The sequence below is a fragment of the Actinokineospora baliensis genome, from assembly GCF_016907695.1.
Lineage (GTDB): Bacteria > Actinomycetota > Actinomycetes > Mycobacteriales > Pseudonocardiaceae > Actinokineospora > Actinokineospora baliensis.
Window position 1 is genome coordinate 2,582,378 of record NZ_JAFBCK010000001.1, and the last position, 25,736, is coordinate 2,608,113.

General features: G+C 69.6%; 18 protein-coding genes and 1 tRNA gene. 13 read left to right on the forward strand and 6 right to left on the reverse strand.

Annotation, left to right across the window (positions count from 1 at the left end; translation table 11 throughout):
• Window positions 1–2 precede the first annotated feature (2 nt).
• Window positions 3–479: a SixA phosphatase family protein gene (locus JOD54_RS12385; protein ID WP_204450677.1), complete on the forward strand. Its 477-nt coding sequence runs from the start codon at window positions 3–5 to the stop codon at window positions 477–479.
• A gap of 228 nt (window positions 480–707) precedes the next feature.
• On the opposite strand, the gene JOD54_RS12390 is transcribed toward JOD54_RS12385, so the two are convergent.
• Window positions 708–780, reverse strand: a tRNA-Ala gene (locus tag JOD54_RS12390).
• Window positions 781–905: 125 nt separating this feature from the next.
• On the opposite strand from JOD54_RS12390, the gene JOD54_RS12395 reads away from it, so the two are divergent.
• The gene (locus tag JOD54_RS12395; protein ID WP_204450678.1) at window positions 906–2,189 is read left to right on the forward strand and encodes a phenylacetate--CoA ligase family protein; all 1,284 of its coding nucleotides are present in this window, start codon (window positions 906–908) and stop codon (window positions 2,187–2,189) included.
• A 392-nt stretch (window positions 2,190–2,581) separates the two neighbouring features.
• Here the strand turns inward: JOD54_RS12395 and JOD54_RS12400 are convergent, their stop codons facing one another.
• Together JOD54_RS12400 and JOD54_RS12405 are read right to left on the reverse strand one after the other, a co-directional pair.
• Window positions 2,582–3,421, reverse strand: coding sequence for a DsbA family protein (locus JOD54_RS12400; protein ID WP_204450679.1), 840 nt, complete (start codon window positions 3,419–3,421; stop codon window positions 2,582–2,584).
• A 13-nt stretch (window positions 3,422–3,434) separates the two neighbouring features.
• Entirely contained in the window at window positions 3,435–3,914 is a 480-nt protein-coding gene (locus JOD54_RS12405) for a MauE/DoxX family redox-associated membrane protein (protein WP_307859969.1), read from the reverse strand.
• A 51-nt stretch (window positions 3,915–3,965) separates the two neighbouring features.
• On the opposite strand from JOD54_RS12405, the gene hrpB reads away from it, so the two are divergent.
• From hrpB to JOD54_RS12430, 5 genes are all read left to right on the forward strand, one after another.
• A complete protein-coding gene (hrpB, locus tag JOD54_RS12410) occupies window positions 3,966–6,341 on the forward strand; it encodes an ATP-dependent helicase HrpB (RefSeq protein WP_204450680.1) in 2,376 nt (791 codons plus the stop codon).
• Between the two features lie 20 nt (window positions 6,342–6,361).
• A complete protein-coding gene (locus tag JOD54_RS12415) occupies window positions 6,362–6,907 on the forward strand; it encodes a class I SAM-dependent DNA methyltransferase (RefSeq protein ID WP_307859970.1) in 546 nt (181 codons plus the stop codon).
• 389 nt (window positions 6,908–7,296) lie between these two features.
• Entirely contained in the window at window positions 7,297–10,803 is a 3,507-nt protein-coding gene (locus JOD54_RS12420; protein WP_239573358.1) for a M20/M25/M40 family metallo-hydrolase, read from the forward strand.
• A gap of 115 nt (window positions 10,804–10,918) precedes the next feature.
• Complete coding sequence (locus tag JOD54_RS12425; RefSeq protein ID WP_204450681.1) at window positions 10,919–13,579, forward strand: NACHT domain-containing protein; 2,661 nt, start codon at window positions 10,919–10,921, stop codon at window positions 13,577–13,579.
• A 194-nt stretch (window positions 13,580–13,773) separates the two neighbouring features.
• Window positions 13,774–15,294 (forward strand): alpha/beta hydrolase, encoded by a 1,521-nt coding sequence (locus tag JOD54_RS12430; protein WP_239573359.1) that lies wholly within the window; start codon window positions 13,774–13,776, stop codon window positions 15,292–15,294.
• A 63-nt stretch (window positions 15,295–15,357) separates the two neighbouring features.
• Here JOD54_RS12430 and JOD54_RS12435 read toward each other — a convergent pair whose 3' ends face one another.
• Window positions 15,358–16,095, reverse strand: coding sequence for a ZIP family metal transporter (locus JOD54_RS12435; protein WP_239573360.1), 738 nt, complete (start codon window positions 16,093–16,095; stop codon window positions 15,358–15,360).
• A 75-nt stretch (window positions 16,096–16,170) separates the two neighbouring features.
• Here JOD54_RS12435 and JOD54_RS12440 point away from each other — a divergent pair, with 75 nt between their 5' ends.
• Window positions 16,171–16,608, forward strand: a complete 438-nt coding sequence (locus tag JOD54_RS12440) for a hypothetical protein (RefSeq protein WP_204450684.1) — start codon at window positions 16,171–16,173, stop codon at window positions 16,606–16,608.
• Here JOD54_RS12440 and JOD54_RS12445 read toward each other — a convergent pair.
• Window positions 16,563–17,579 carry a DNA cytosine methyltransferase gene (locus JOD54_RS12445; protein WP_204450685.1) on the reverse strand — a complete coding sequence of 339 codons (1,017 nt, stop codon included), beginning with the start codon at window positions 17,577–17,579 and terminating at the stop codon, window positions 16,563–16,565. The genes JOD54_RS12440 and JOD54_RS12445 overlap by 46 nt on opposite strands.
• A 452-nt stretch (window positions 17,580–18,031) precedes the next feature.
• On the opposite strand from JOD54_RS12445, the gene JOD54_RS12450 reads away from it, so the two are divergent.
• Window positions 18,032–20,164, forward strand: coding sequence for a M4 family metallopeptidase (locus tag JOD54_RS12450; RefSeq protein ID WP_204450686.1), 2,133 nt, complete (start codon window positions 18,032–18,034; stop codon window positions 20,162–20,164).
• A 94-nt stretch (window positions 20,165–20,258) separates the two neighbouring features.
• Here JOD54_RS12450 and JOD54_RS12455 read toward each other — a convergent pair whose 3' ends face one another.
• A complete protein-coding gene (locus tag JOD54_RS12455) occupies window positions 20,259–21,776 on the reverse strand; it encodes a M1 family metallopeptidase (protein ID WP_204450687.1) in 1,518 nt (505 codons plus the stop codon).
• Between the two features lie 214 nt (window positions 21,777–21,990).
• Here JOD54_RS12455 and JOD54_RS12460 point away from each other — a divergent pair, with 214 nt between their 5' ends.
• The 4 genes from JOD54_RS12460 to JOD54_RS12475 all read left to right on the forward strand — a co-directional run bounded on the left by JOD54_RS12460 (window position 21,991) and on the right by JOD54_RS12475 (window position 25,314).
• Complete coding sequence (locus JOD54_RS12460; protein WP_204456236.1) at window positions 21,991–22,377, forward strand: helix-turn-helix transcriptional regulator; 387 nt, start codon at window positions 21,991–21,993, stop codon at window positions 22,375–22,377.
• Window positions 22,378–22,387: 10 nt separating this feature from the next.
• The gene (locus JOD54_RS12465) at window positions 22,388–22,804 is read left to right on the forward strand and encodes a VOC family protein (RefSeq protein WP_204450688.1); all 417 of its coding nucleotides are present in this window, start codon (window positions 22,388–22,390) and stop codon (window positions 22,802–22,804) included.
• Between the two features lie 76 nt (window positions 22,805–22,880).
• Window positions 22,881–24,155 (forward strand): caspase family protein, encoded by a 1,275-nt coding sequence (locus tag JOD54_RS12470; protein WP_239574444.1) that lies wholly within the window; start codon window positions 22,881–22,883, stop codon window positions 24,153–24,155.
• Entirely contained in the window at window positions 24,148–25,314 is a 1,167-nt protein-coding gene (locus JOD54_RS12475) for a Clp protease N-terminal domain-containing protein (RefSeq protein ID WP_204450690.1), read from the forward strand. Before JOD54_RS12470 ends, JOD54_RS12475 begins: the two co-directional genes overlap by 8 nt.
• The last annotated feature ends 422 nt before the right edge of the window (window positions 25,315–25,736 follow it).

Consider the following 25,736-nt stretch of genomic DNA (forward strand, 5'->3'; position numbering starts at 1 on the left):
CCATGCGCCGGTTGGTGGTCCTGCGGCACGCGAAGTCGGCCTGGCCGGAGGGTGTGCCCGACTACCGTCGTCCGCTCAACGACCGCGGTAGGCGTGACGCCCCCGCGGTCGGCAGGTGGCTGGCCGACCACGTCGACGCCATAGACCTCGCCCTGGTCTCGCCTGCCACCCGCACCAGGCAGACCTGGGAGTTGGCGTCGGCGCAGTTAGCGGACGTCCCACCCACCACTTTCGACGAACAGCTCTACGGCGAGGGCGCCGACTCGATCCTGGCCGTCCTGCGCGCCGTCCCCGACACGGCCAAGACGGTCCTGCTCATCGGCCACAACCCCGACCTCGAAGACGTCGTGGAGACCCTGACCGGCACCCGCCCCGAGTTCAAAACCTCAGCCCTGGCCGTCCTCACCTGGCCGGGCAAGCGCCTGACCACCCTCCCCCGCTCCTGCTCCCTAACCCAAACCCAAACCATCCGCGCCTAACCCCCCTCGCCCCCGGCTCATGCTCCCCCCAGCATGAGCCCCCCACACAACCCAATCCCAGTAGCCAACCCCCACGAGCCACATACCCGACGCGACAAGCCGATAGGCCTGAGCAGACGACGCTGAGCCGCGAGTGATCGCACCGTGGGGGTGTGGGGGTTCGACCCCCACAACAAAAAACAGACGACCCAGTCCACGCTTTCCGTGGACACAGGTCGCCTGAGTCTGTGGAGCTGAGGGGATTCGAACCCCTGACCCTCACACTGCCAGTGTGATGCGCTACCAACTGCGCTACAGCCCCGTACCAATCACGCTAGGTTTCCCGTGGCGTGCTTCGCATACGCTACATCACGGGGTGGTGGGGGGTGAAATCGGGGGGTGGGTTGGGGCTTCCGGCGGGTGGGGTGGGGGTGTTAGACCGTGGGGATGGGTGTTGGTGAGGTGGTTGAGGTCGGGGCTCGGCGGGAGCTGCAGGTCGGGCGGTTGCGCGGGGTGGTGGACCGGCTGCTCGCGGCGGGGGGTGTGCAGGGGCGGCGGCTGCGGGACTGCGGGGTGACCTCGGGGGCTGAGGTGGACCTGGGGTCTTTGCGGCGGTTGCCGACGATCGGTAAGCGGGATCTGTGGGATCACTACCCGTACGGGTTGCGGGCGGTGGACGCTGATGACGTTGTGTGTGTGCACGGGTCGTCGGGGACTGGGGGGCGGCCGACGTTGGTGCCGTACACGGCGCACGACTTGGACGTGTGGGGCGAGGTGGTGGCGCGGGCGTTGGTGGGGGCCGGGGCGACCCAGCGGAGCGTGGTGCACAACGCCTACGGGTACGGGTTGTTCACGGGCGGGCTGGGGATCCACCACGGTGCGGTGCGGTTGGGCGCCACGGTCGTGCCGATGTCCGGGGGGATGACGGAGCGGCAGGTGCGGTTGATCCAGGACCTGCGGCCCGATGTGCTGACCTGCACGCCGTCGTACGCCATCCACCTGGGGGAGGCGATGCGGGGGGCGCCGAACAGCCTGCGGGTCGGGTTGCACGGGGCCGAGCCGTGGACCGACGAGATGCGGGGGCAGATCGAGGGGCTGCTGGGCATCCGCGCGCTGGACATCTACGGGTTGTCCGAGATCATCGGGCCGGGGGTGGCCTGCGAGTCGCTCGATTCCGAGGGGCTGCTCAACATCGCGGAGGACCACTTCTACCCGGAGTGCGTCGACGCGGAGGGGGACCCGGTGCCGGACGGGACGCCGGGGGAGTTGGTGTTCACGACGTTGACCAAGACCGGGATGCCGCTGCTGCGCTACCGCACGGGGGACGTGGCGACGCTCGCGCCGGAGACGGACACCGGCTGGCGGCGGATGTCGAAGCTGCTCGGCCGCACCGACGACATGCTGGTGATCCGCGGGGTGAACGTCTTCCCGACCGAGGTGGAGGCCGTGGTCCTCGCCGACCCCCGGGTCAGCCCGCACTACCTGGTCGTCGAAGACCGCCGCGTCGCGGCCCGCGCCGAACTCCGGGTCGCCGTAGAACCCAAAGCCGACGTCGACCCGGCCCCACTGGCCACCACCCTCGGCGCCGCCCTCCGAGAACGCCTCGGCGTCGGCTGTGACGTGCGGGTCTTCACCCCCGGCAGCCTCCCCCGCACCGACACCGGCAAAGCCAAACGCCTAGTGCGCTGGACAGACGGCGAGTTCCCCCTACCCAGCCTGACCTGGGACTAGCCCGACTGCGCCACCCAGCGAGGCCGCGCAGACGGGCGGTTCCAGCCGCAGACAACGCGGGCCGCGACTGCGACCCCCGACAGCACACCCCGGCTGGCCCACCGCGCAGGCCGGGGCGGTGGGTGGGTGGCCGAGATCCCCACCCACCCAGCCACCGCCCGCAGAACCCGAAGCTGCCAACGGCTCGATGCGGTGAACTTGTTTCGCGTGGGGGAGCGGCACCCGTAGCGTTCTGCGCGGACAGGGCCATGCTTTTCGGCCCCAGCTTTGCGGTCCTGCAACGGGTGGCGCAGGGGTCCCGCGCGAAACAAGTTCACCGCATCGAGCACCCCGCACCCGAAACTGCGCCCACCAGAGATCACGCACCCGACCAAGCGCCCCGACCAAGCGCACTACCCGGTCAGCGCAGTGAGCCAATTCGGGTCGCTGGTGTCGATGATCTTGTTGTTGGACGCCAGGGTCGGGGTGCCGAACGCCTTTTGCCCGTTGTACTCCTGCTGCAGGTAGTCCGTACCGCGCACCTGCTGGAACGCGTCACTGACCTCCTTGTCGTACCTACCAGCCCGAACCCCGTCCGCAAACGTTTGCGAGGTGATGCCGAGGGACTTGCCCAGCTCGATCAGCTGGTCCTTGGTCCAGCCGCGGGCGCCTTCCTCCGGTTGGCTGCCGAACAGGCTCTTGTGGAAGGCGAGGAACTTGCCCTCGTCGGCGGCGAGCAGGGCGGCGTTGGCCGAGTCTGTGGAGTAACCGGCTGGGTCGGAGCGGTCGTTGAGCATGTTCAGCATGTGGTAGCGGACTTTGAGGGTGCCGTCGTTGAGCTTGTTCTCGATCTGGGTGGCGTACGACTCCTCGAACGAGCGGCAGGCCGGGCAGAGGAAGTCTTCATAGACGTCGATGGTGGCCTTAGCGCTGTCCTTGCCCACTACGACAACGGCGCCGTCGCGGGTGACTGGGAGCGAGAGGTCTACGGACTTCACTGCGATGGTGGCGCCTTCGGTCGCGCTCTTCTTGCTGTTCGTGTAGCTCACGCCGCCGATGACCGCTGCCGCGATGATGACGACGACTAGAGCGCCGACGATCATCGGGTTGCGGTTGCCCCCGGTCTTGCGGGCAGCCGCAACCGGGCTCTTAGCGGCCGAGCCGCTCTTAGCCGCCGAGCCGCTCTTCGCGACCGGGCCGCTTGTGGTCTGGTTCTGCCGCCGCTTGCGCGCGCTGCGTTCCGCTCCGCCCACCTGTACCTCTCTCCTAAGCCGCCTCGGCGGTCCGCGTGAAGCGGCCGTCGAGTGCCAGCCGGGTGCGGGGCCGCACGGCCAGCCACACCGCCATGACCAGGAACCCGATGTCCCTGGCGATCTCTTCCGGGTACCGCGTGTCGCCCTCGGCGACCGGCCCGCCGCCGCCGAAGCAGCCGCAGTCGATGCTGAGCCCCCTGGCCCAGGACTGGGCGACCGCGGCGATGAACGCCAGCAGCACCAGGACCGACAGCAGCGCGGTCAGCCGGGTGCCCAGGCCGATCAGCAGCAGCACGCCGAGCGCGAGTTCCAGGAACGGCATCGCCGCCGCGGTCACGCTGACCAGCCCGTCGGGCAGCACGTCGTAGGCGCGCACGGCGATGTAGGTCTGGTTGGGGTCGCTCACCTTGATCCAGCCGGACACCAGCCACACCCCGGCCAACCCCAGCCGCGACAGCGTGCCGACGACGTCGAGCACCGTCCCTTTCGTCACGGTCTCCGAGGCTACTCGGGCACGCTGAGCACAACCTGAGAAGCTGGTGGGGTGCTCCCCGACCTCCCGGTCCGGCCCGCGCTGGACGAGATCACCCGAACGGTGGCCGATCGTGGCGCCGCGGTGTTGGTCGCGCCGCCGGGTACCGGCAAGACGACGCTGGTGCCGTTGGCGCTAGCGGAGATCGGCACGGTTGTCGTCGCTGAGCCGCGTAGGCTCGCCGCCCGTGCCGCTGCCGCGCGGATGGCCTCGCTGCTGGGCGAGCCGGTCGGGCAGACGGTGGGCTACTCGGTGCGCGGCGACCGCAAGAGGTCCAAGAGCACGAAGATCGAGGTCGTGACGTCCGGCTTGTTGGTGCGCCGCCTCCAGAACGACCCGGAGCTGTCTGGTGTGGACACAGTCCTCTTGGACGAGTGCCACGAACGCCACCTCGACGCTGACCTGCTCTTGGCTCTGCTCTTAGATGCCCGCGAAGGCTTGCGCCCGGATCTACGGCTGTTGGCCACGAGCGCCACTGTGGCTTCGGACTCACTCTCCTCACTGCTCGGCGATGCCCCAGTGATCCGGGTCGCGGCGCGCACCTACCCCGTTGATGTCGCCTATAGTCCGTCGCTTCGCAATGAGCGGATTGAGCACTGCGTCGCCAGAACAGTCCACTTGGCTCTATCCGCGCACGATGGTGACGTCTTGGTGTTCCTGCCAGGCGCCGCCGAAATCAGGCGAGTGACAGAGGCCCTAAGAGGCGTAGACGCGGACGTTGTTCCCTTGCACGGGAGGCTCGCTGCTGCGGATCAAGACGCTGCTCTCCAACCAGGCCGTAGGCGGCGCATCGTGCTGTCGACCGCTGTCGCGGAATCGAGCCTTACCGTGCCCGGTGTGCGGATCGTGGTGGACGCTGGGCAGTCTCGAGTACCGAGGGTTGACCATAGGCGCGGTATGTCAGGCCTTACGACGGTGCGAGTGTCGGCCGCAGTGGCCGAGCAGCGCGCGGGTCGGGCTGGGCGAGAGGCACCCGGATGGGTCTACCGGTGTTGGCCCGAGCACGAGCACGGAACGTTGCCGAGGTACCCCGAGCCGGAGATCCGTACCGCTGACCTGACTCGTTTGGCGCTGGAGCTCGCCTGCTGGGGTACGCCGGATGGTTCGGGGCTGCGTTGGTGGGACGCGCCGCCTTCAGGTCCGCTCGCCGCCGGTAGGGAGACGTTGACCGCCCTAGGCGCGCTCGACGGCGGCACGGTCACCGATCGGGGCCACGCTATGGCTCAACTCGGCTTGCATCCCCGTCTTGCCCGCGCCCTGCTCGATGGCGCCGCGCAAGTAGGCCCCACTGCTGCCGCGGAGGTCGTGTCGGTGCTCGACGACGACACCCTCGCAACCGACGCAGACCTGGACGCCACCCTAAGAGCCCTCCGCGCGACCAGGCCGCAGCGGTGGCTACGCGAGGTTCGACGGCTCGCAGCGCTTGTCGACGGCCCTACGCGCGAGCAGGACCCGGCTTTGGTCGTGGCTCTAGCCCACCCTGAGCGCCTAGCGCGTCGCCGGGCACCCGGTGTCTACCTGATGGCCAACGGCACGGCAGTGGAGGCGCCAGGGGGTCTAGGCGACCCTGAATGGCTCGCGGTCGCCGTCGCCGAGCGCAAGCCGGGCGCGGCGCACGGCCGGGTCCGGCTAGCAGCCAGAGCAGATGAGCCATTGGCGGTCCGTGCGGCGGCCCCTTTGTTGGTGGAGGGCGACGAGGTGGTGTGGGCGGACGGTGACGTCCTGGCGCGGTGGGTGCGACGCCTAGGGGCGATCGTGCTCAAGGAGCGGCCTCTTACCAACCCGCCAGCCGTTGCGCTAAGAGAGGCAGTCCTAGCCGGGCTCCGCAAGGACGGACTCGCACTAGTGCGCTTCTCCCCGTCCGCTGCCGCGCTACGCGAGCGTCTGGCCCTGCTGCATCGCGTAGTGGGCCCGCCTTGGCCCGCGGTGGACGACGAGGCCTTGGTCGCAGCAGCCGACCACTGGATCGGGTCCGCGTCCAACCGGTCTGACCTAAGACGGCTGGACATGACCTCAGCGCTGCGAGCCCTGCTGCCCTGGCCAGATGCCAGTCGCCTAGAAGAGCTCGTGCCAGAGCGGATGGAGGTCCCGTCCGGCTCGAAGATCAGGCTGGACTACTCCGGCGACACCCCGGCCCTGCCGGTGAAGGTGCAAGAGGTGTTCGGCTGGACCAGCAGCCCGACGGTTCTGGACGGCCAGGTGCCCGTGGTGCTCCACCTCTTGTCGCCGGCGGGGCGCCCTGTGGCGGTGACCGCGGACCTGGCCTCGTTCTGGGCAGGCTCCTATAGGCAGGTCCGGTCCGAACTACGCGGGCGCTACCCGAAGCACCGCTGGCCGGAAGACCCCATGACCGCCGAGCCCACCCGGCACACCATCCAGCGCCGCTAGCCCTGTGCCACGGTGGAGGGGTGACCTGGGATGGCGAGAACTACCAGAGCCGGTTCGACCGCCTGGCCGAGAGCGGCCAGGACGTGCACGGTGAGGCCGACTTCGTGTGCTCCTACGAGCCCGCCACCGTGCTGGACGCGGGGTGCGGCACCGGCCGGGTCGCGATCGAACTGGACAAAAGGGATATAGAGGTCGTCGGAGTTGACGTGGACGTGTCCATGCTCGCTGTCGCCGAGGAGCGCGCGCCGCACGTGCCGTGGATCCACCACGACCTCGTCGGCCTCGACCTGGGTCGGACGTTCGAGCTCGTGGTGATGGCCGGGAACGTGCCGCTGTTCACCCCGCCCGGCACCCAGGCCGCGTTGGTCGCCGGGGTGGCCCGTCACGTTGCCCCCGGCGGTCTGCTCGTGGCGGGCTTCTCCCTCGACCGCGGCTACGGGGTCGAGGACTACGACGACCACTGCGCCGCCGCCGGGCTGACCCCCGTCGACCGGTACTCGACCTGGTCTAAAGAATCCTTTACTAATGGCGACTATGCCGTCTCCGTGCACCGACGCTCGGCCTAGGCCGGTCGGCGTAAGGGAAATACCTGGCTCCGGGACATCCGGAACATTGGGAACGAATACTGTGAATGGGATTATTCGACGGCCTTCCGGCGGGCCGGGTTCCCGGCGCTGTGAGCGGGATCCGAGCGCCCTCCGTGCCGTCTCACCCAGTGAAACCGCTGGTGGGGGCCGCGCGCACCCCGGCGGGGTCCCGGGTTGTGCGCGCGGCGAACAACTTGCCAGAAGTTGACAGTTCATTTCCGGTGTTTGGTCTTGCCTTGACTGTTGCTTGACCAGATCTGATGCTTCACCGCGCTCGGTGCTGTCCTATTCCTCCCCTGCTGCGGTGTTCTGCCCACGAGGCGGGAGCCGGTCGTGCCGTGCGCAACCCTGCACAAAGGAGCATTCCGATGAAGCGCAGAACGATGGCGGCTGGTGTCGCCCTCGCCGTGCTCGCCGGGACGGCGGTCGCGGTGACCGTCAGCCCGGTGTTCGCCAGTCAGGACCAGCAGACCCAAGGCCAGGACCGCCAGGCGATGGCGATCTCCGCGGCCGACCGGGCCGCCAACAGCGGTCTCGACGCCCTGGCGAAGGGGCCGGACGAGGCCTACTCCCGCGACCTGGTCAACCCGTTCTTCAACGACCTCTACTCAGTCAGCTACCAGCGCAGCTACCGCGGCCTGCCGGTCGTCGGCGGCGACGCCACCGTCCTGGCCGACGGCCAGGGCCGCGTGCAGGCCGTCATGGCCGCGACCAAGGCGAAGGTGGCTGTCCCGTCCACCTCCGCCAGGGTCACCAAGGCCGCCGCCGAGCAGACCTCCCGTGGCCTGCAGGGCAAGACCACCAAGGTCGAGTCCAGCCGCCTCGTGGTCAAGGTCACCAAGGACGCCCCCGCGCTCGCGTGGGAGCACCTGGTCGTCGGCACCACCAAGGAGGGTGGCCCGAGCCACCTGACCGTCTGGGTCGACGCCAACTCCGGCGCGGTGCTGGACAAGGTCGAGGACGCCGCCCACGGCACGCTCAACAGCGAGTGGAACGGCAACGTCAACATCGACACCACCAACTCCGGTGGCACCTACCGCATGGTGGACCCGAACCGCCCGGGCCTGCAGTGCGCGGACTACAGCAACAACACCGTCTTCTCGAAGTCCTCGGACTCCTGGGGCACCGGCAACGCCACCTCCAAGGAGACCGGCTGCGGCGACCTGCTCTACGGCGCCCAGCAGGAGTGGAACATGCTCCGCGACTGGCTGGGCCGCAACGGCCACAACGGCTCCGGCCGCAGCTGGCCCGCGAAGGTCGGCCTGAACGAGCAGAACGCCTACTGGGACGGCTCCACCGTCACCATCGGCCGCAACGGCTCGAACAAGTGGATCGCCGGTATGGACGTCGTCGGCCACGAGTACGGCCACGGCATGGACCAGAACACCCCCGGCGGCACCTCCCAGGAGGCCGGGCTCGGTGAGGCGACCGGTGACATCTTCGGCGCACTGACCGAGGCCTACGCCAACAACCCGAAGGACCCCGCGGACTACCTGGTCGGCGAGACGATCAACCTCGTCGGCAACGGCCCGATCCGCAACATGTACCAGCCGTCGCTGGTCAACAACGACCCGAACTGCTACAGCTCCTCGATCCCCAACACCGAGGTGCACAAGGCCGCTGGTCCGCTCAACCACTGGTTCTACCTGCTGGCTGAGGGCACCAACCCGGGCGGCGGCAAGCCGAACAGCCCGACCTGCAACAACACCACGCTGACCGGCGTCGGCATCCAGAACGCAGGCAAGATCTTCTACGGCGGCATGCTGCTCAAGACCTCGGGCATGACCCACCGCAAGTACCGCGTCGCCACCCTGACCTCGGCGAAGAACCTGGACGCCACCTGCGGTCTGTACAACAAGACCAAGGCCGCGTGGGACGCCATCACCCTGCCCGCGCAGACCGGTGAGCCGACCTGCACCCCGTCGGGCGGCAACGAGTTCTCCCTGTCGCTGAACCCGTCCTCGGGCTCCATCGTCAAGGGCAACTCCGGCACCTTCACCGTCGCGACCCAGACCACCTCGGGTTCGGCGCAGAACGTGTCCCTGTCGGCCTCGGGCCAGCCCTCGGGCGTGACCGTGTCCTTCAACCCGACCTCGGTGCAGACCGGCGCCTCCTCCACCGCGACCGTCAACGTCGGTTCCTCGGTGGCCAACGGCACCTACACGATCACCGTGACCGCGGCCGGTGGCACCAGCCACACCGCGACCTACTCGCTGACCGTGACCGGTGGCGGCGACCCGAACCCGAACCCGACCGCGCCGGACATCGACGTGGCCGCGGTTCAGGCGCACATCTCGCAGTTCGGCACCATCGCCTCGCAGAACGGCGGCAACCGCCGGGCCGGTAGCGCGGGTTACACCGCCTCCGTCGCCTACATCAAGGGCAAGCTGCAGGCCGCGGGCTACACCGTGGTCGAGCAGACCTGCACCTCCGGCTGCGTGTACCGCTCGAACAACCTGATCGCGGACTGGCCCGGTGGCGACACCGCCCAGACCTACATGTTCGGCGCCCACCTCGACGGTGTGGCCGCGGGCCCCGGCATCAACGACAACGCCTCCGGCTCCGCGACCCTGCTCGAGGTCGCGCTCCAGCTCGCCGCCAAGAACCCGACCATGGCCAAGCACGTGCGCTTCGGGTGGTGGACCGACGAGGAGCAGGGCCTCAACGGCTCGAAGTTCTACGTCAACCAGCTGACCTCGGCCCAGCGGTCGCAGATCAAGGGTTACTACAACTTCGACATGGTGGCCTCCACCAACGGCGGCTACTTCATCAACAACATCAACACCGCGGTCGCCTCCCCGCTCAAGGAGTACTGGACCTCGCTGAACCTGGCTCCCGAGGAGAACACCGAGGGCGCTGGCCGCTCCGATGACTACTCGTTCCAGAACGCGGGCATCCCGTCCTCCGGCTACGCTTCCGGCGCTTCGGCCCGCAAGACCTCGGCCCAGGCCCAGAAGTGGGGCGGCACGGCCAACTCGGCCTACGACCCCTGCTACCACGCCTCCTGCGACACCGTGAACAACATCAGCGCGACGCACCTCAACCGGTCCGCCGATGGTGTCGCCTACGCGATCTGGAAGCAGGCCGTCAGCACCACGCCGACGCCGACCAACGACTTCTCCGTGTCGTTGAGCCCGACCTCGGCCTCCGTGCAGCCGGGTGGTTCGACCACCACCACCGTGTCGACCCAGACCACCTCTGGCTCGGCGCAGAACGTCACCCTGTCGGCCACCGGCGCTCCCTCGGGCGTCACCGTGTCCTTCAACCCGAGCTCGGTCCAGACCGGTTCCTCGTCCACCGCGACCATCAACGTCGGTTCCTCGGTGGCCAACGGCACCTACCCGATCACCATCTCCGGTGTCGGCTCGGCGACCCGCTCGGCGACGTTCAACCTCACCGTCGGCGGCGGCAACCCGGGCAACTGCACCGGGTCCAACGTCATCGTCAACGGCGGCTTCGAGTCCGGTGCCACCCCGTGGACCCTGACCTCGGGTGTCCGCGACAGCTCGGCGCAGGAAGCGGCGCGCACCGGTTCGTGGAAGGCCTGGCTCAACGGCTGGGGCTCCACCCGGACCGACAGCGCGGCGCAGACCGTCACCATCCCGGCGGGCTGCACCAACTCCACGCTGACCTACTGGCTGAAGATCACCACCAACGAGACCGAGAACGTCGTGTACGACCGGCTCACGGTGACGGCCAACAGCACCACGATCGCCAGCTACTCGAACACCAACGCCGGTGGCGGCTACATCCAGCGCACCGTCAACGTCGGCCAGTTCGCGGGCCAGTCGATCACCATCAAGTTCAACGGAGTCGAGGACGCGTCGCTGCAGACCAGCTTCCTCATCGACGACGTGGCACTGCAGACCAGCTGACCGGGCAGGACAACTGAGCAGGTAGTGCCTTAGAAGCGGGGTGGGACCCAGGTCCCACCCCGCTTCGCCCTGTCCGGGGGTAGCGCCCGGGCCGTTGATCGCGATCACAGCGGTGATGAGCATCGACAACCTGACCCGCCTGACCTCGTCACCCTGGGGTTGGGTGGTCGCGGCCGTCGCGCTGCTGCTGGTGTGGGAGACGGCCAAGAAGTGGGTGCCGGAGCTCGTCGCCAGGCTCCTTGGCTGGCTTGCCACCCGGCTGGCCGGGACCAGGCTGGTGCGGGCCAAGGCCCTTCGCGAGTACCGGGCGCGGGTCGCGGACCGGTACGCGAGCCTGCCGGTGCTGTTCATGCCGGACGAAGGGCTCGACGCGGCCAAGGTGTACGTCCCGCTGCGCACCTCGGAGCAGACCGACGCCGGGGCCGATGCCTACGAGCGGCTCAAGTCGGCCCGCCGCGCCGTGGTGCTGGGACGTCCCGGTGCCGGGAAGACCATGCTGCTGCGCCACTCGATGCTCACCTGGGCGCGCGACCCGACGTGGCGGCGCGGGCAGAAGGTCCCGGTCCTGCTGGAGCTGCACCGGTTCGCCGAGACCGCGGAGCAGCAGATCATCGCCCAGTTCGCCGAGGACGGATTCGCCAGGCCCGAGCGGTTCGTCGCCCGCGCACTGCGCGACGGCGGCCTCAGCGTGCTCTTCGACGGCCTCGACGAGGTGGCCTCGGCCGAACGCGCCCGCGTCGCCGGACACCTGCGGGCCTTCGCCGCCCGCTACCCCGAGTGCCAGGTCGTGGTGACCTGCCGGACCGCGATCTACGACCAGGACCTCGCCCCCGAGATCACCGCCCGCTTCCACATCGCCGACTTCGACGACCGCGCCATCCGCCGGTTCCTCACCCAGTGGCCCGGGATCCCCGACGCCCTCGACGCCGAGCGGCTCATGGCGGCGCTGCGCGACGCGCCCAGGATCATGCAGCTGGCGCAGAACCCGTTGCTGCTCACTATGATCGCCTACCTCTACGGCGGCAAGGACGAGTCCCGCATCGTCCTGCCGCACTCCCGCGCCGAGTTCTACGGCGAGGTCACCGACATCCTGCTGCGCAGGCTCAAGGACACCCGCAATCAGTTCAAGGGGCCGCAGAAGAAGGCGCTGCTCAAGCACCTGGCGCTGGCCGCGCAGGCCGTCCCTGTCAACGCCGTCGACCGGCGGACCCTGCGCTACGAGGACGTGCTCGCCGAGATCACCCGGGTCGGCCCGTCCCTGGGCCTCAAGGACTCCGACGCGAACCAGGTCCTCGAGGAGATCGTCGACCGCAGCGGCCTCCTCCTGCGCCTCGACGGCGGCAGCGCGTACATGTTCGCCCACCTCAGCCTGCAGGAGTACCTGGCGGCGGTGGCCCACGAACAGGACCCCGCGGCGTTGTTGGCGGCGTTTCGCGCCGACCCGGCGGACTGGCGGGAGGTGGTGAAGCTGTGGTGCGGGGCGGTCAGCGCGGACGCCGGTCCGCTTGTCGCCCAGGTCTTCGAGGACGACCCCGTGCTGGCCTTCGAGTGCCTCGCGGACGCCCAGGTGGTCAACGACGAGGTCGCCGCGAAGGTGATCGCGCACTTCACCGCGCTGTTCGAGGCCAGCCCCGACCTGGACGCGGCGACCATGGCGGCGTTCGGGCTGGTGGCGGCCGTGCCCAATGACCGGGGCAGGCGGGTGTTCAGCTTCTTGGAGGGGCAGTCTGGGCCCTCGGCGTGCCGCGCTTTGGCGGCGACCAAGCTCCCGCGCGCGGCGAAGATCCTGGTCAACCGGCTCCCGGATGCTGACGCGAGGGCGGCGTTGGTGTTCATGGGCGACCTCGCGGTCCCGATGCTGGGCGCGGAGTCGGAGGTTGATCTGCTCGCCGAGATCGGCACCCCGGCCGCAGCGCTCATGCTGGTTCCGATGCTCTGGCGGCCGCAGGCCTATCGCGTGGCGTGGCACTTCATGCGGCTACTGAGCGTCCCGGAGATCGAGGCTGCCCTAGCTGACGCCGAGATACCCCCGAGCTCGGATACCTCGGACATGGCATGGGTGTGGGCACCCTTTCAGGACCACTCGCCGCCAACCTCGGGTGTGGTCGCCGCTCGCGTGGCTCACCTGTGCGAGGGCAAGGGCCTTCTGGATACGGACGACGAGGCGGTCGATCCCCGCCTGGCGATCCCGCTGATCACCGTTTCCGACCGGCACATTCCTCCCTCCTTCGTGCTGGGGCTGGTCCGCCGCGCCATCGATGTGGACGGGTCTCCCGAGTTGTCCGCGTGGAGCCCCGCGTTGCGGTCCTACTGGCATTCGGAGGCCGCGCCTGACCGGACTACGATCTCGTTGATCGACGAAATCGTGGTCCGCGAGATCGCTTTGCTCTCGGATCTGTCTCTCTGGATCCGCATCCCGTCCCGGACCCGTCTGCTGTTGCTCGCCGCCGCGGCGAATGGCCTCCGCTTCACCCGGCAAGACTGGCGGGAGTTCCCCGCTGCGACCGCGGCCGCGGCGGCGCACCAACCGCGGTGGCCGATGGCGTTGGTCATCCCCGCGTGGACGGGCTTGGTCCTGATCGTGGTCCTATCGGCTCTGGGACTGGCGCCCGCGTGGGCGCTGGGCGCCGGGGCGGGTGCTATCGGACTCTGGTTCCTTTCCAGCACCTTCCGCAGGGAAGCCCGTACGGGTCGGTTCAGCCGCAACCCCTACGTGGTGATCATGGCGGCGACCGAGGTGCACGACCTGGGCCGCACGTCGGTCATCGCGCGGTAGTCGCCGATCTTCCTGGGCCGGATGGCGTCGGGGGTGCCTTAGGGCGCTGGACCACTGGATGTCATTCCACAGTGTGATCACCGCGTCCTACTCCAGCAGGTTGTGGCGGGTACGGCGGCACTGGGAGCGTGGGTCCCGCCCGAGGGGGCGAATGGACATTGTGGACAGACACCGGGAGGAAACCTGTGCGGTCGATGATCCGAACGGCTGGCGTCTTAGCCGCGGCCGTTGCGATGGTGGCGGGGGGTGCGTCGATCGCGGGCGCGCAGACCGCCGGAGCTGGGGGGCGGATCGACTGGGGGCCGTGCGCGGAGTCGGCTTCGGTCGACTGCGGCAGCCTGCGGTTGCCGATCAACTGGGCCAAGCCCAAGGGGGAGAAGTTCGACCTGGCCGTGGCCAGGCGCAAGGCGACCGACCCGCGCAAGCGGATCGGGGTCCTCATCATCAACCCGGGCGGTCCCGGCGGGTCCGGGGTCGACTTCGCGTTGGGGGCCGACCGGTTCTTCAGCCCGGACGTGTTGGCCCGCTTCGACATCATCGGGTTCGACCCGCGTGGTGTGGCGCGCAGCCAGCCGGTGAAGTGCTCGCTGGAGGTCCTGAACAAGCAGCCTTCGCTCTACCCGAACAACCAGCGCGAGTTCGAGGCGCTGGCGGCGTACAACCGGGAGTTGGCCGCGGACTGCCGCAAGCACTCCGGGCCGATGGCCGACTACGCCGACACCAAGTCGGTCGTGCGCGACATCGACGCGCTGCGGGTGGCGCTGGGCGAGCGGAAGATCAACTACTTCGGCGTGTCCTACGGCACCCTCATCGGCCAGCAGTACGCCGAGGAGTTCGGCCGCAACGTGCGCGCCATGGTGATCGACTCGAACATGGACCACAGCGCGGGCACCGCCCGGTTCGGCGCGGTCAGCGCGGCCACCGCGGAGGATTCCTTCCGCGAGTTCGTCCGGTGGTGCGAGCGGACCACCAGCTGCGCCCTGCACGGCAAGGACGTCACCAAGTGGTGGGACCAGCTGCTGGCCAAGGCCGACCGGGGCGAGCTCGTCGACCCGAGCGACCCGACCCACGTCATCACCGCGGCGGAGATCAGCCGGTTCGCGTTCTCCGCGTTCTACGGCCCTGACTGGACGCTGCTGGCCGACGTGCTGGCCTCGCTTGAGACCGGCGCTCCCCAGCGGGCCGCGTACGGCACCGAGGAGCTCGTCGAGAACCCGTTCACCGCGGTGTTCTGCAAGGACTGGGACATCCGGGTGAAGAACCACCGCGAGCTCGCCGCGCTCACCGACCGCGCCAACCGGCTCGCACCGCACATGCGCGGTTCCGCACTCGGCCACGTCGCGACCACGGGCTGCGTCGGCCTGCCCGCCGCGACCAACCCGCAGCACGACCTGAACATCACCACCGCGCCGAAGATCCTCATGCTCAACGCCCTGCACGACCCGGCGACCGGCTACGACTGGGCGGTCAACGCGCACCGGCAGAGCCGCGACACCACCGTCCTGGTGACCTACGAGGGCTGGGGCCACGGCGTGTACCCCCGCTCCGAGTGCACCATCGGCATCACCGACACCTACCTGTTCACCCTCCGCACCCCCCGCGACGGAACCCGTTGCGCCGCGGTCGAACCCCCCGTTGGCCCGTCGATCGCCGCAGCACCCTCGCTGCCGCGTCCGGCAGGCCCGCTGCCCGGCCTGCCCGGCTGGGTGAAGTAGTCGCTTGACCCTGGAGGGCCGTCCCGTGCGGGCGGCCCTCCAGGCGCGTCCCGTGGCGTGGTTTCAGGCGTGGGAGAGGGCGAAGGCGGTGAGGAAGCCGACGACGGTGATCAGGCCGATCCAGAGGCGGGCCTTGGCGAACGCCTCGGGGATCATCGTGTCGGCGACCATGCAGAGGATCGCGCCGCCCGCCAGGGCCGTGATGGCGGCGAGGACGCCCGCCGGGAGGACGCCAGCGACCGCGTACCCGAACACCGACGACAGGGCGCTGATCACCGCGATCCCGGCCCACAGCCCAAAGACGTACCGCCGGGACCGGCCAGCCGACCGCATGCCCGCCGCGCTGGAGAGCCCCTCCGGCACGTTCGAGATGAACACCGCCGCCACCGTCACCGCGCTGACCCCGCCGCCGCCCGCCAGGCTCGTCCCGATGACGATCGACTCCGGGATCCCGTCGAGCAGCGCCCCCAACGCGATCGCCGTCCCCGACCCGGCCTGCTGCTCCTCCGAGGTCTGACCGCCGGAGCGCTTCCGGTGCTGCGCCCCGCGTTTGGCCAGCAGGATGTTCGCTCCTGTGTAGACGGTCGCCCCGGCGAGCGCGCCGAGCGCGGTCGGCACGATCCCGCCCTGCTCGTGCGCCTCACCGATCAGCTCGAACGACACCGCGGAGATCAGCACCCCGCTGCCGAACGCCATCACCCCGGCCACCACCCCCGCGGCCACCCGCACCAGGTACCCGACCAGCGCCCCCACCACCAGCGCCGACCCGGCCACCAACCCCCAGAACCCGGCTTCCAGCATCACCCACCTCCGCCGACCATCCTCGTTCATCCCACGAGAACCGGCTGGTGGCGTCCCGCGGATAGGATCGCTGCCATGGGGGAGCAGGAGTTGGCCGACCGTGAGACCTTCTGGCGGTGGGCGGAGGTGGTCATCGCGGTGTCGTTCCCGCTGGCCTTCATCGCCTTCCTGGGGCTGGTGTTCGACTTCCGGCTGCCGGAGGGCTTGAACTACGCGACCCTCCTCGCAGGCGTCGTCTTCGGACTCGCCATCAACGCCTACCTCGTCGGCGAGGGCGCCAAGGCGGTTCGCCGCCCCGGCAGCGGACCGGCGGGCGGGGTTTCGCCGGTGGTCGGCATGGGACTGGTGGTGGCGTTCTACCTGTTCTGCCTGGTCAACCTGATCAACCTGTTCCTTGATGAGGATCTGGCGGCACTGGTGGTGATCCAGTCCTGCATCGGAGTCGTCTTCGGCCTCGGCTTCCCGACCTACGTCGTGCTGCGCCTGATCGGGGGGCGAGGGGCTACGAACTGATCCAGGGCTTTCTCGTCCACCTCGATCCCCAGTGCCGCGCCGAGGACGTGGGCGGCCAGCCGCGGTGGGATGGCGTTGCCGATCTGCTGTGGGATGTCGCCGCCGGACCAGGGGTAGGTGGGGGGGAAGGTTTGGAGGCGGCCCGCTTCGGCGGGGGTGAAGCGGGGGAGTTCGGCGCCGTCGGGGGTGGTGAGGCGGTTTCGGGAGATCTTGCCGGTCACGGTGGCGGCGGGTTCGGCCGAGGTTCGGCGGCCGCGGGCTTTCGGGTCGCCGCCGGTGCCGTAGTTGGAGATGACGACGAACGGGCCGGGGCGGTCGAGGGTTTCGCCCATGGACCGCCACGGGGGCAGGTCGCCCGCGGGCTTGCGGAACCGCTGGTGCGTCGGCCGGGGAAGCAGCGGTTGCCGGTCGAGCCGCGCGATCAGGATGGCCCGGCGCCGGGTTTGCGGTACGCCGAACTCCTCGGTGTGCAGGATCCCGTGGTCGGACCGGTAGCCGATCCCGGCCAGCGCCTCGGCCACCGCCGCCCACACCGGCAGCACCGCCTGCACCTGTTCCAGCACGACCGCCTCGTACGGGCGGCCCGACCGGTGCGCGGCCAGCGCCCACCGCAGCGGCTCCAGCACCAGGGCGGTGCGCTCGTCGTCGAGGCCGGACAGTTCGGCGGTCACGTCTTCACCGGCGGCCATCCGCTTCACGAAGCCCAGCACCTGCTCGAGCGCCCGCCGCCCGGCCCCGCCGCCCGCGACCGTGTACGTCTGGCACGGGGGCCCACCGGCCAGCACCGTCGCGGAGGGGAAGTCGGCTGGGCCGTAGTCGCGCACGTCGCCCTCGACCGTCGCCAGCCCGGCCGCCGCCCTGGTCGCGCAGGCGTTGCGGTCCCACTCGACGCCCACCGCGGGCACGCCCAGCCACCCCGCGGCCACGTCCAGCCCGCCTGGACCGGCGAACAGGTCGACCACCTCCGTCATAACCGCCGATTCTAGGTAACGCCTTGGTCCGCGGCCTTGAAGCCCGCCGGATCGCCAACTAGCGTCTGCGCACTTCTGGCGGCGTGAGGAGGTGCGCTCATGGTGCTCGCACGGGTGACCACGGTGGTGCTGTTCGTGGTGGCGACGATGATCGGTGATGTCCGCGCGGCCGCGCAGTGGATCGCCGTCCTCCCATTCTGAGGGTATTCTATGAATAAGTGGAAAACGGACTTGGACTACGGCCCGATTGTTAATACATTGCCCCAAAAGGGTTGGAATGTCCGCTTTGACCAGCGGTTTCACACCGCCGCCGTGTGAAGATTTGGCGGTGTGAAGGAACTGGTTCAGCCTTCGGCGCGGGGTTAGCGTTCGACGCCAATGTTCATCCCTGCGTTTTCCAGGTTTCCCTGCCGTGGAATTCCCGTCCACGTGAGACCTGGGAAAGGAGCACCATGAAGCCGGCACATCGCCTGCTCGCCGTCGGCGGCGCGATCGCCGCGGGACTGGTCGTGGTCGGAACCGCCATCGCGGTCCCCAACACCCAGGCCCAGCCAGCGACCACCGCCACTGCCGCCCAGGCCCAGGCCAACGCCTCCAACGCCGTCGCGGCGATGGTGGCCAACCCGCCAGCGGCCCTGCACGCCAGTGGCAAGGACAAGTTCACCCAGAAGGCCGTCCGCTCCGCCGGTGGCCTCAACTACGTCGCCTACACCCGCTCCTACAAGGACCTCGAGGTGATCGGCGGTGACTTCGTGGTCGCCACCGACGACCAGGGCACCGTGAAGGCCACCTCCGTGGCCCAGGACAGCACCCTCGGCGAGGTCGACACCGCTTCGGCCAAGCTGTCGCAGGCGGGCGCCGACGCGATCGCGCTCAAGCAGGTGACCGGGGGCAAGTCCAACGGCGCGGGCCGCAAGGTCGTCGTCGCCGAGGGCAGCGGTCGCCTCGCCTACGAGAGCAACGTCATCGGCAAGGACGAGCACGGTCACCTCAGCGCGCTCAGCGTCTACGTCGACGCCCAGGACGGTCGCGTGCTGCGCACCGTCGAGCACCTGGCCGAGGGCACCGGCACCGGCTACTGGAACGGCCCGAACCTGCCGCTCAACACCACCAAGTCGGGCAGCACCTACAGCCTGAAGGACCCCAGCATCACGGGTCTTGACTGCCGCGACTACAGCTCCGGCTCCGTCTTCTCCGGCTCCGACGACTCGTGGGGCAACGGCACCGCGACCAACAAGGAGACCGGCTGCGCCGACGCGCTGTTCGTCGCCCAGACCGAGAACAAGATGCTCTCGCAGTGGGTCGGCCGCAACAGCTTCGACGGCCAGGGCGGCGCCTGGAAGATCAACGTCGGCCTCGACGAGAACAACGCGTACTACTACTCCTCGCGCCCGGCGTACGTGAACCTCGGCCACAACCCGCAGGGCCAGTGGGTCGGCTCGCTCGACATCTTGGGCCACGAGATGGGCCACGGCATCGACGACCACTCCGGCTCCGGCGGCTTCTCCGGCGGTGGCACCCAGGAGTTCATCGGTGACACCTTCGGCACCGCGACCGAGTGGTTCGCCAACGAGCCCTCGACCTACGACGAGCCGGACTACATCATGGGCGAGGACACCAACCTCGTCGGCTCCGGCCCGATCCGCTACATGTACAAGCCCTCCCTGCACGGCAGCGACCCCAACTGCTACTCCAGCAGCGTGCCCAACATGGAGGTGCACGCGGCGGCGGGCCCCGGCAACCACTGGTTCTACCTGCTCGCCGAGGGCTCGAACCCGAGCAACGGCCAGCCGGTCAGCCCGACCTGCAACAACACCACGCTGCAGGGCATCGGCATCCAGAAGGCCATCAAGATCATGCACGGCGCGGTCCAGCTGAAGACCTCGTCGAGCTCGTACCTCAAGTACCGGACCTGGACGCTGACCGCGGCCAAGAACCTGTACCAGGGCAGCTGCGCCGAGTTCAACGCCGTCAAGGCAGCCTGGGACGCGGTGAGCGTTCCCGCGCAGTCCGCTGACCCGACCTGCACCGGTGGCACCACGCCGCCGAGCAGCACCACCACGCCGCCGACCACGACGAGCTCGCCGACCACGACCACGCCGCCCACCACCACGACCCAGCCCCCGGGCGGCTGCTCCGGCCAGAAGATCCTGAACCCGGGCTTCGAGTCGGGCAAGACCAACTGGAGCGACCCGAACACCACCATCGGCAACTGGACCAGCTACCGCGAGCCCGCTCGCAGCGGCACCCAGTCGTCCTGGCTCGGTGGCTGGGGCTCGTCGCACACCGACACGGTCAGCCAGTCGGTCACCATCCCGACCGGCTGCCGGGCGACGCTGAGCTTCTACCTGCACATCGACTCGGCGGAAACCGAGAACCTGGCCTACGACAAGCTCACGGTCAGCCTCGGCTCCACCGCGGTGGCCTCGTTCTCCAACACGAACAAGGCCGCGGGCTACGTCCAGAAGACCTACGACGTCTCGTCGCTGGCAGGGCAGACGGTGACGTTGAAGTTCGCGGGCAGCGAGGACAGCAACCTGCAGACCTCGTTCGTCCTCGACGACCTGGCGCTGACCCTCGGCTAGTCCCTTGAGGACGGTCCACTGAGGGCAGGTGGAGACAGGGAAACGGGCGGGCACCCGGGGTTACCCGGGTGCCCGCCCTCTTCTCATCCGGTTGTCAGCGGTGCGAGTGCGCGTGGTTGTCCAGCGCGGCGCGGATCGCCTTGTAGGACTTGGGTTCCACCGGCGCCGCCGCCCTGGCGGTCGGCAGGATGGGGCCGTTGGGGCCGACGGTGGGCTTGCCCGCGGTGTAGAGCCAGATCTTGAGCAGGTGCCGCACCGGGCGCCCGGGGGCGAGCCGCTCGGCCAGCGCGGTGAAGTCCTCGATCCGGCCGGTGCCGCCCTTGCGGGTGGCCTGCCAGGTCTTGAGGATCTGGAAGAACGCGTCGTCGCCGACCAGGGCGCGCAGCGCGTGCGCGGTCGCCGCGCCGCGGTCGTAGACGGCCACGTCGAACTGCCGGTCCGCGCCCGGGTCACCGGGCAGGACCTGCCAGAACGGGTCCTCGGCAGGCCTGGAGTCGTAGACGTACTGCGCCAGCTCTGCCGCGGTGCCCTCGCCGACGTGCTCGGACCACAGGTACTGCGCGTAGGTCGCGAAGCCCTCGTTGAGCCAGATGTCGCTCCACCGGCCGACCGCCACGCTGTCGCCGAACCACTGGTGGGCGTTCTCGTGCGCGACCAGCGAGGTGTTCGAGCCGCCGATGAAGCCGCGCGCCCCGTAGACCGGCCTGGTCTGGTTCTCCAACGCGAACCCGATCCCGGTGGTCACCACCCCGCCCTGGGCCTCGAAGGGGTAGGGGCCGAACCGGGTGGCCAGGAACTCGTTGATCTCCGGGGTGCGCTCGATGCTGGCCTTCGCCGCGCCGAGCGAGTCGCCGAGGTCGGCGCCGTAGGCGGTGATGAACGGCTTGCCCTCGGGCGTGGTCTGCCGGTTGACCTCGTACTTGCCGATCTCCAGCGAGGTCAGGTAGGTGGCCTGCGGTTGGGTGCTGCGCCACCACCAGCGGGTCCAGCCGGTGCGGTTCTTGGTGGTGCGCACCAGGTTGCCGTTGGACAGCGCGACGACGCCGTCGGGCACCTCGACCGACACGTCGAAGGTGGCCTTGTCGGTGGGGTGGTCGTTGGCCGGGTACCACCACTGCGAGATCTCCGGCTCGTTGACCGCGAGCGCGCCGTCGGGGGTCTTCACCCAGGACGTGAAGCCGTTGATCTTCACGGTGGACGGCCGGTCGTTGTAGGCGACCACCACGGTGATCGGGGCGCCCTTGGCCAGCGGCCGCGCCGGGGTCACCACGAGCTCGCCGTCGCCAGCCGCGTTGGCCGAGAAGGTCGCGGCGACGTTGTTCACCAGCACCGACGAGACCCGCAACCCGAAATCGAGGTTGAATCGGGACAATTCCTGGGTCGTGGTCGCGGTGATCGTCGTCGTACCGGACAGGACATCCGTCGTGGGCTGGTAGGTCAGTCTGATGTCGTAGTGGGAGACGTCATATCCGCCGTTTCCGGCGTTGGGGTAGTACGGGTCGCCGACGCTGGGCGCTCCTGGTGCCGGTGCGGCGGCCGCGATGCTGGTCAGCAGGGTCGCGGCGACGGCGGCGAGCGCCACCGGCGTTGTCGCGCGAACGGTTTTGCGCATCTGTTCCCTCCCTCGTGGGCGCCGCCGAAGGTAGTGGGTAATTCGCCGCCGACATACAGCCGAAAGAGGGCTCCTACTAACTGGGAATCATTTCTTTCACCACTTCAACCGATAACGACGTTCGACGTGGTCCATTCCGCCCAATCGGCGGGTGTGCGATGCTGTTCGCGTGCCGATCGACGACCTGGTCCTGCTGCGGCGAGCCCGCGACCGGATGGACCGCGACTACGCGCAGCCGCTGGACGTGGCCGCGCTGGCCAAGGGCGCGCACATGTCGGTCGGGCACTTCTCCCGCGCGTTCCGCGCCGCCTACGGCGAGTCGCCGCACAGCTACCTGATGACCAGGCGGATCGAGCGTGCCAAAGCCTTGCTGCGCCGGGGCGACCTGAGCGTCACCGAGGTGTGCTTCGCGGTCGGCTGCTCCTCGCTCGGCTCGTTCAGCACCCGGTTCACCGAGCTGGTCGGTGAACCGCCCAGCGCCTACCGGGCCCGCGCGCACGACGAGGTGGTGGGCATCCCCGCCTGCTACGCCATGCTCTACACCCGGCCGGTCCGGCGGCCGGTCACGAATGGAGAAGCGTCCCGCGCGGACGGCTCGTAGCCTCGTCCACATGGCACTGACCGTCTCGCACACATTCATCGCCGTTCACGACCATGACGCCGCGCTGGGGTTCTACCGCGACGCCCTGGGCCTGGAGGTCAGCAAGGACGTCTCCTACGAGGGGATGCGCTGGGTCTCGCTGCGCCCGCAGGCCCAGCCCGAGCTGGAGATCGTGCTCGAACCCCCGGCCGCGGACCCCAACACCTCCGAGGCCGACCGGGCCGCGCTCACCGAGCTGCTCACCAAGGGCCTGCTGCGCGGGGTCCTGTTCGCCACCGACGACTGCGACGCCACCTTCGAGCGGATCGCGGCCACCGGCGCCGAGGTCGTGCAGGAGCCGATGGACCAGCACTACGGTGTTCGCGACTGCGCGTTCCGTGACCCATCTGGCAACCTGATCAGGTTCACCCAGAACAAGCAGGCGTAACACCGGGTATCCAGGGCGCGACATCCTGTTCGCACCGCCCAGGGCCCGGGCGGCGCGGAGGGGGTTGGTGCGGCTCATGTCGGGCAAGTCCCGTGCCGTGCTCATCGGCACGTCGACCTACAGCGACGCAGGCCTGCCCGACATCCCCCAGGTCGGGCCCGGTCTCACCGAGCTGAGCCGGGTGTTCACCGAGCTCGGCCTGGTCGAGTCGGCCACCACGGTGCTCGACGAACCGTCCATCGGCGCGCTCGGCCGCGGCCTCACCCAGGCGATGGCCGGTGCCGACGACCTGCTGCTGGTCTACTACATCGGCCACGGGCTCGTCGGGCGCGCGCACGACCTCTACCTGGGCATGCACGACAGCGAACCGGGTTCCCCGGAGTTCGGCTCGCTGTCCTACAACGCGCTGCGCGACCGCGTCCTGGACAGCCCGGCCACCATCAAGGTCGTCATCCTCGACTGCTGCTTCTCCGGGCGGGCCTTCGGCACCGCCATGTCCGCCCCGGTCGACGAACTGGTCATCGACGGCACCTACGTGCTCACCTCCGCGCCCCCCAACCGGGTGTCGCTCGTGCTGCCGGACGAACCGCACACGGCGTTCACCGGCCGCCTGCTGCGCTTGCTCGACGGCGGCATCCCTGGCGCGGGGGAGTACGTGACCATCGACGACGTCTACCGGCACCTGCTCGTCACCATGCGGGGTGAGGGCCTTCCGCTGCCGCAGAAGCGCAGCGGTAGCACCGCCGACCGGTTGCGCATCCGCAACCGCGCCACCATGGACACCGCCGACGACCTGCGCGACCGGGTGGCCGCAGTCGTCGTCCGGGCCAGGGACACCACCTGGGCCTCGGTGGTCGACGACCTGGCCGACCTGCACTCCCGCCAGATCCGCCTGCTGCACGGCGAGCACCCGGACGTGCTGCGGACCTTCGCCTCGCTGCTCTTCGCCCGTGCCGCCGCGGGCGACCCGGCCAAGTCCGGCGAGCTGCTGCGAGAGCTGATCCTCACCCAGGGCGCCGTAGTCGGCTTCGACCACCCGGACCTGCTGCGCACCGTCTTCTACACGGCCATCTGCCTCGGCGAGTCCGACAACGGGACCGAGGCGATCGCCCGCCTGCGCACCCTGGCCCCCATGCAGCGCAGCTACCTCGGCTACGAGCACGAGGACACCTGCCGCACCCAGCACGCGCTGGCCCGCTACCTGGCGCGCACGGGCGAGTACGTCGAGGCCAGCGCCCTGCTGGAGGAGCTGGGAGCGATCCGCGAGCGAACCCTGGACCCGGCGTCGCCCACGCTGGCGGTGACGCGCCGCGACATCGACGTCGTGGGGAGGGCGGTCAGGGGTGGCTGAGTTCTTCTCCGAGGGGTTCACCGCCGAGGCGGTGGCGGTGCTGACCGTCGCCGAGCAGGAGGCGGCCCGGCTGCACCACGACTACCTGGGGTCGGTGCACCTGCTGCTGGCCCTGGCCCAAGCCCGCGGGCACGTGGCAGCGGTCCTGCTCGAGCGGGGGCTCGGCCCGGACGTCCTGCGGGCCAGGGCCGAGTTCCACGTCCGCCGCGGTGTCTCGACCGGGCGGACGCCGCTGCGGGTCGCCGCCGAGGTGCAGCGGGTCATCGACCACGCGAAAGCCGAGGCGACCGCGCTCGGCCGGGTCGCCGTGCACACCGAACACCTGCTGCTCGGCCTGCTCAGCGAACCCAACTGCGTAGCGGCCAGGATGCTGGTCAACCTCGACGCCGACCTGCAGTCCCTGCGCACCGACGTCCTCACCCGGCTGGACCCGCGCCTGGCCCAACTCACCGGCGACCCCGTCCTGGACCGGCACACCACCGGCGTGCACCCCGAGCCGATCATCGGCCGCGACGCCGAGGTCGACGAGGTCGCGCAGGCCCTGAGCCGCCGGACCCGGCGCAGCGTGGTGATCCACGGCCCGCGCGGGGTCGGCAAGGCGGCGATCGTCCAGGGCCTGGCGCACCGGGTCGCGACCGGTCAGGTGGTCAAGGCCCTGCACGGCCTGGTGATCAGAACCCTCGTCGGCGACCTCCCCGACGGCGACTCCGCCCGGCAGCTCACCGACCGGCTCACCCGGGCCGGGTGCGTCCTCTGGGTCCCGCGCCCCGACCTGCTCGACCCCTTCCGGTCGGCGGTCACCACCGGCGACCTGAGCGTCATCTGCACCACCGAGCAGCTGAGCATTTCGTTGGGTTCACCCCCCTTCCACACCGTCGCCGTCGAGTCCATGTCGCGGGCGGACACCATCGCCGTCCTCACCCACCTGCGCCCCGGAGTCGAGGACCACTACGCCGTGCGGATCCCAGACCAAACCATCGCCGCGGTCGTCGAGACGGCGGCTGCTATGGGCAGGCCGCTGCCGGGCGGAGCCATAGACCTGCTCGACGAACACTGCTCCCGCGCCCAACAGGTAGACATCACCCCCGACCTCGTCCGCCCCGACCCAGTGCTCACCGGAGCCGCCGTCTTCGACACCGACATGTGGTCCCTGGGCTAGCTCTTCCGCAGGTCAGCGTGAGTTGTCCACAACCCCTTGGCTCGTCCACAGGTTTCCGCGCCCCCTTTCCCCACAGGCCAGACCCGATAAAATGGGATTGGGGCCGCCCCCGGAGAGGGTGGGGGCTGTGCCGCGTGCGCGCGAGGCGGGATCGTTGGGGCGGTTGCCGTGTATTCATCGGTGCACCGGTGAGCGGGTCGGCGCGATTTGTCCACAACCCCTTGATTCATCCACTGGTTTTCGCGCCCCCCTTCCGCGTGGGCCAGGGCCGATAGAATGGCATCGGGGCCGCCCCCCGGAGAGGGTGGGGCTGTGTCGCGCGCGAGGCGGAATCGTTGGGGCGGTTGCCGTGGATTCATCGGTGCACCCGGCAAGTGGGTGCGAGCTGTCGATGCTCAACTGGCGACCACGACGCGGCGGCC

Bases quoted from the DNA above. Each gene is read 5' to 3' on its own strand.
- JOD54_RS12455 (WP_204450687.1), bottom strand. From the start codon at position 21,776: ATGCGCAAAACCGTTCGCGCGACAACGCCGGTGGCGCTCGCCGCCGTC.
- JOD54_RS12470 (WP_239574444.1), top strand. From the start codon at position 22,881: ATGTCGGGCAAGTCCCGTGCCGTGCTCATCGGCACGTCGACCTACAGC.
- JOD54_RS12460 (WP_204456236.1), top strand. From the start codon at position 21,991: ATGGACCGCGACTACGCGCAGCCGCTGGACGTGGCCGCGCTGGCCAAG.
- JOD54_RS12440 (WP_204450684.1), top strand. From the start codon at position 16,171: ATGGGGGAGCAGGAGTTGGCCGACCGTGAGACCTTCTGGCGGTGGGCG.
- JOD54_RS12450 (WP_204450686.1), top strand. From the start codon at position 18,032: ATGAAGCCGGCACATCGCCTGCTCGCCGTCGGCGGCGCGATCGCCGCG.
- JOD54_RS12435 (WP_239573360.1), bottom strand. From the start codon at position 16,095: ATGCTGGAAGCCGGGTTCTGGGGGTTGGTGGCCGGGTCGGCGCTGGTG.
- JOD54_RS12420 (WP_239573358.1), top strand. From the start codon at position 7,297: ATGAAGCGCAGAACGATGGCGGCTGGTGTCGCCCTCGCCGTGCTCGCC.
- JOD54_RS12445 (WP_204450685.1), bottom strand. From the start codon at position 17,579: ATGACGGAGGTGGTCGACCTGTTCGCCGGTCCAGGCGGGCTGGACGTG.
- JOD54_RS12385 (WP_204450677.1), top strand. From the start codon at position 3: ATGCGCCGGTTGGTGGTCCTGCGGCACGCGAAGTCGGCCTGGCCGGAG.
- JOD54_RS12395 (WP_204450678.1), top strand. From the start codon at position 906: ATGGGTGTTGGTGAGGTGGTTGAGGTCGGGGCTCGGCGGGAGCTGCAG.
- JOD54_RS12425 (WP_204450681.1), top strand. From the start codon at position 10,919: ATGAGCATCGACAACCTGACCCGCCTGACCTCGTCACCCTGGGGTTGG.
- JOD54_RS12465 (WP_204450688.1), top strand. From the start codon at position 22,388: ATGGCACTGACCGTCTCGCACACATTCATCGCCGTTCACGACCATGAC.
- JOD54_RS12430 (WP_239573359.1), top strand. From the start codon at position 13,774: ATGATCCGAACGGCTGGCGTCTTAGCCGCGGCCGTTGCGATGGTGGCG.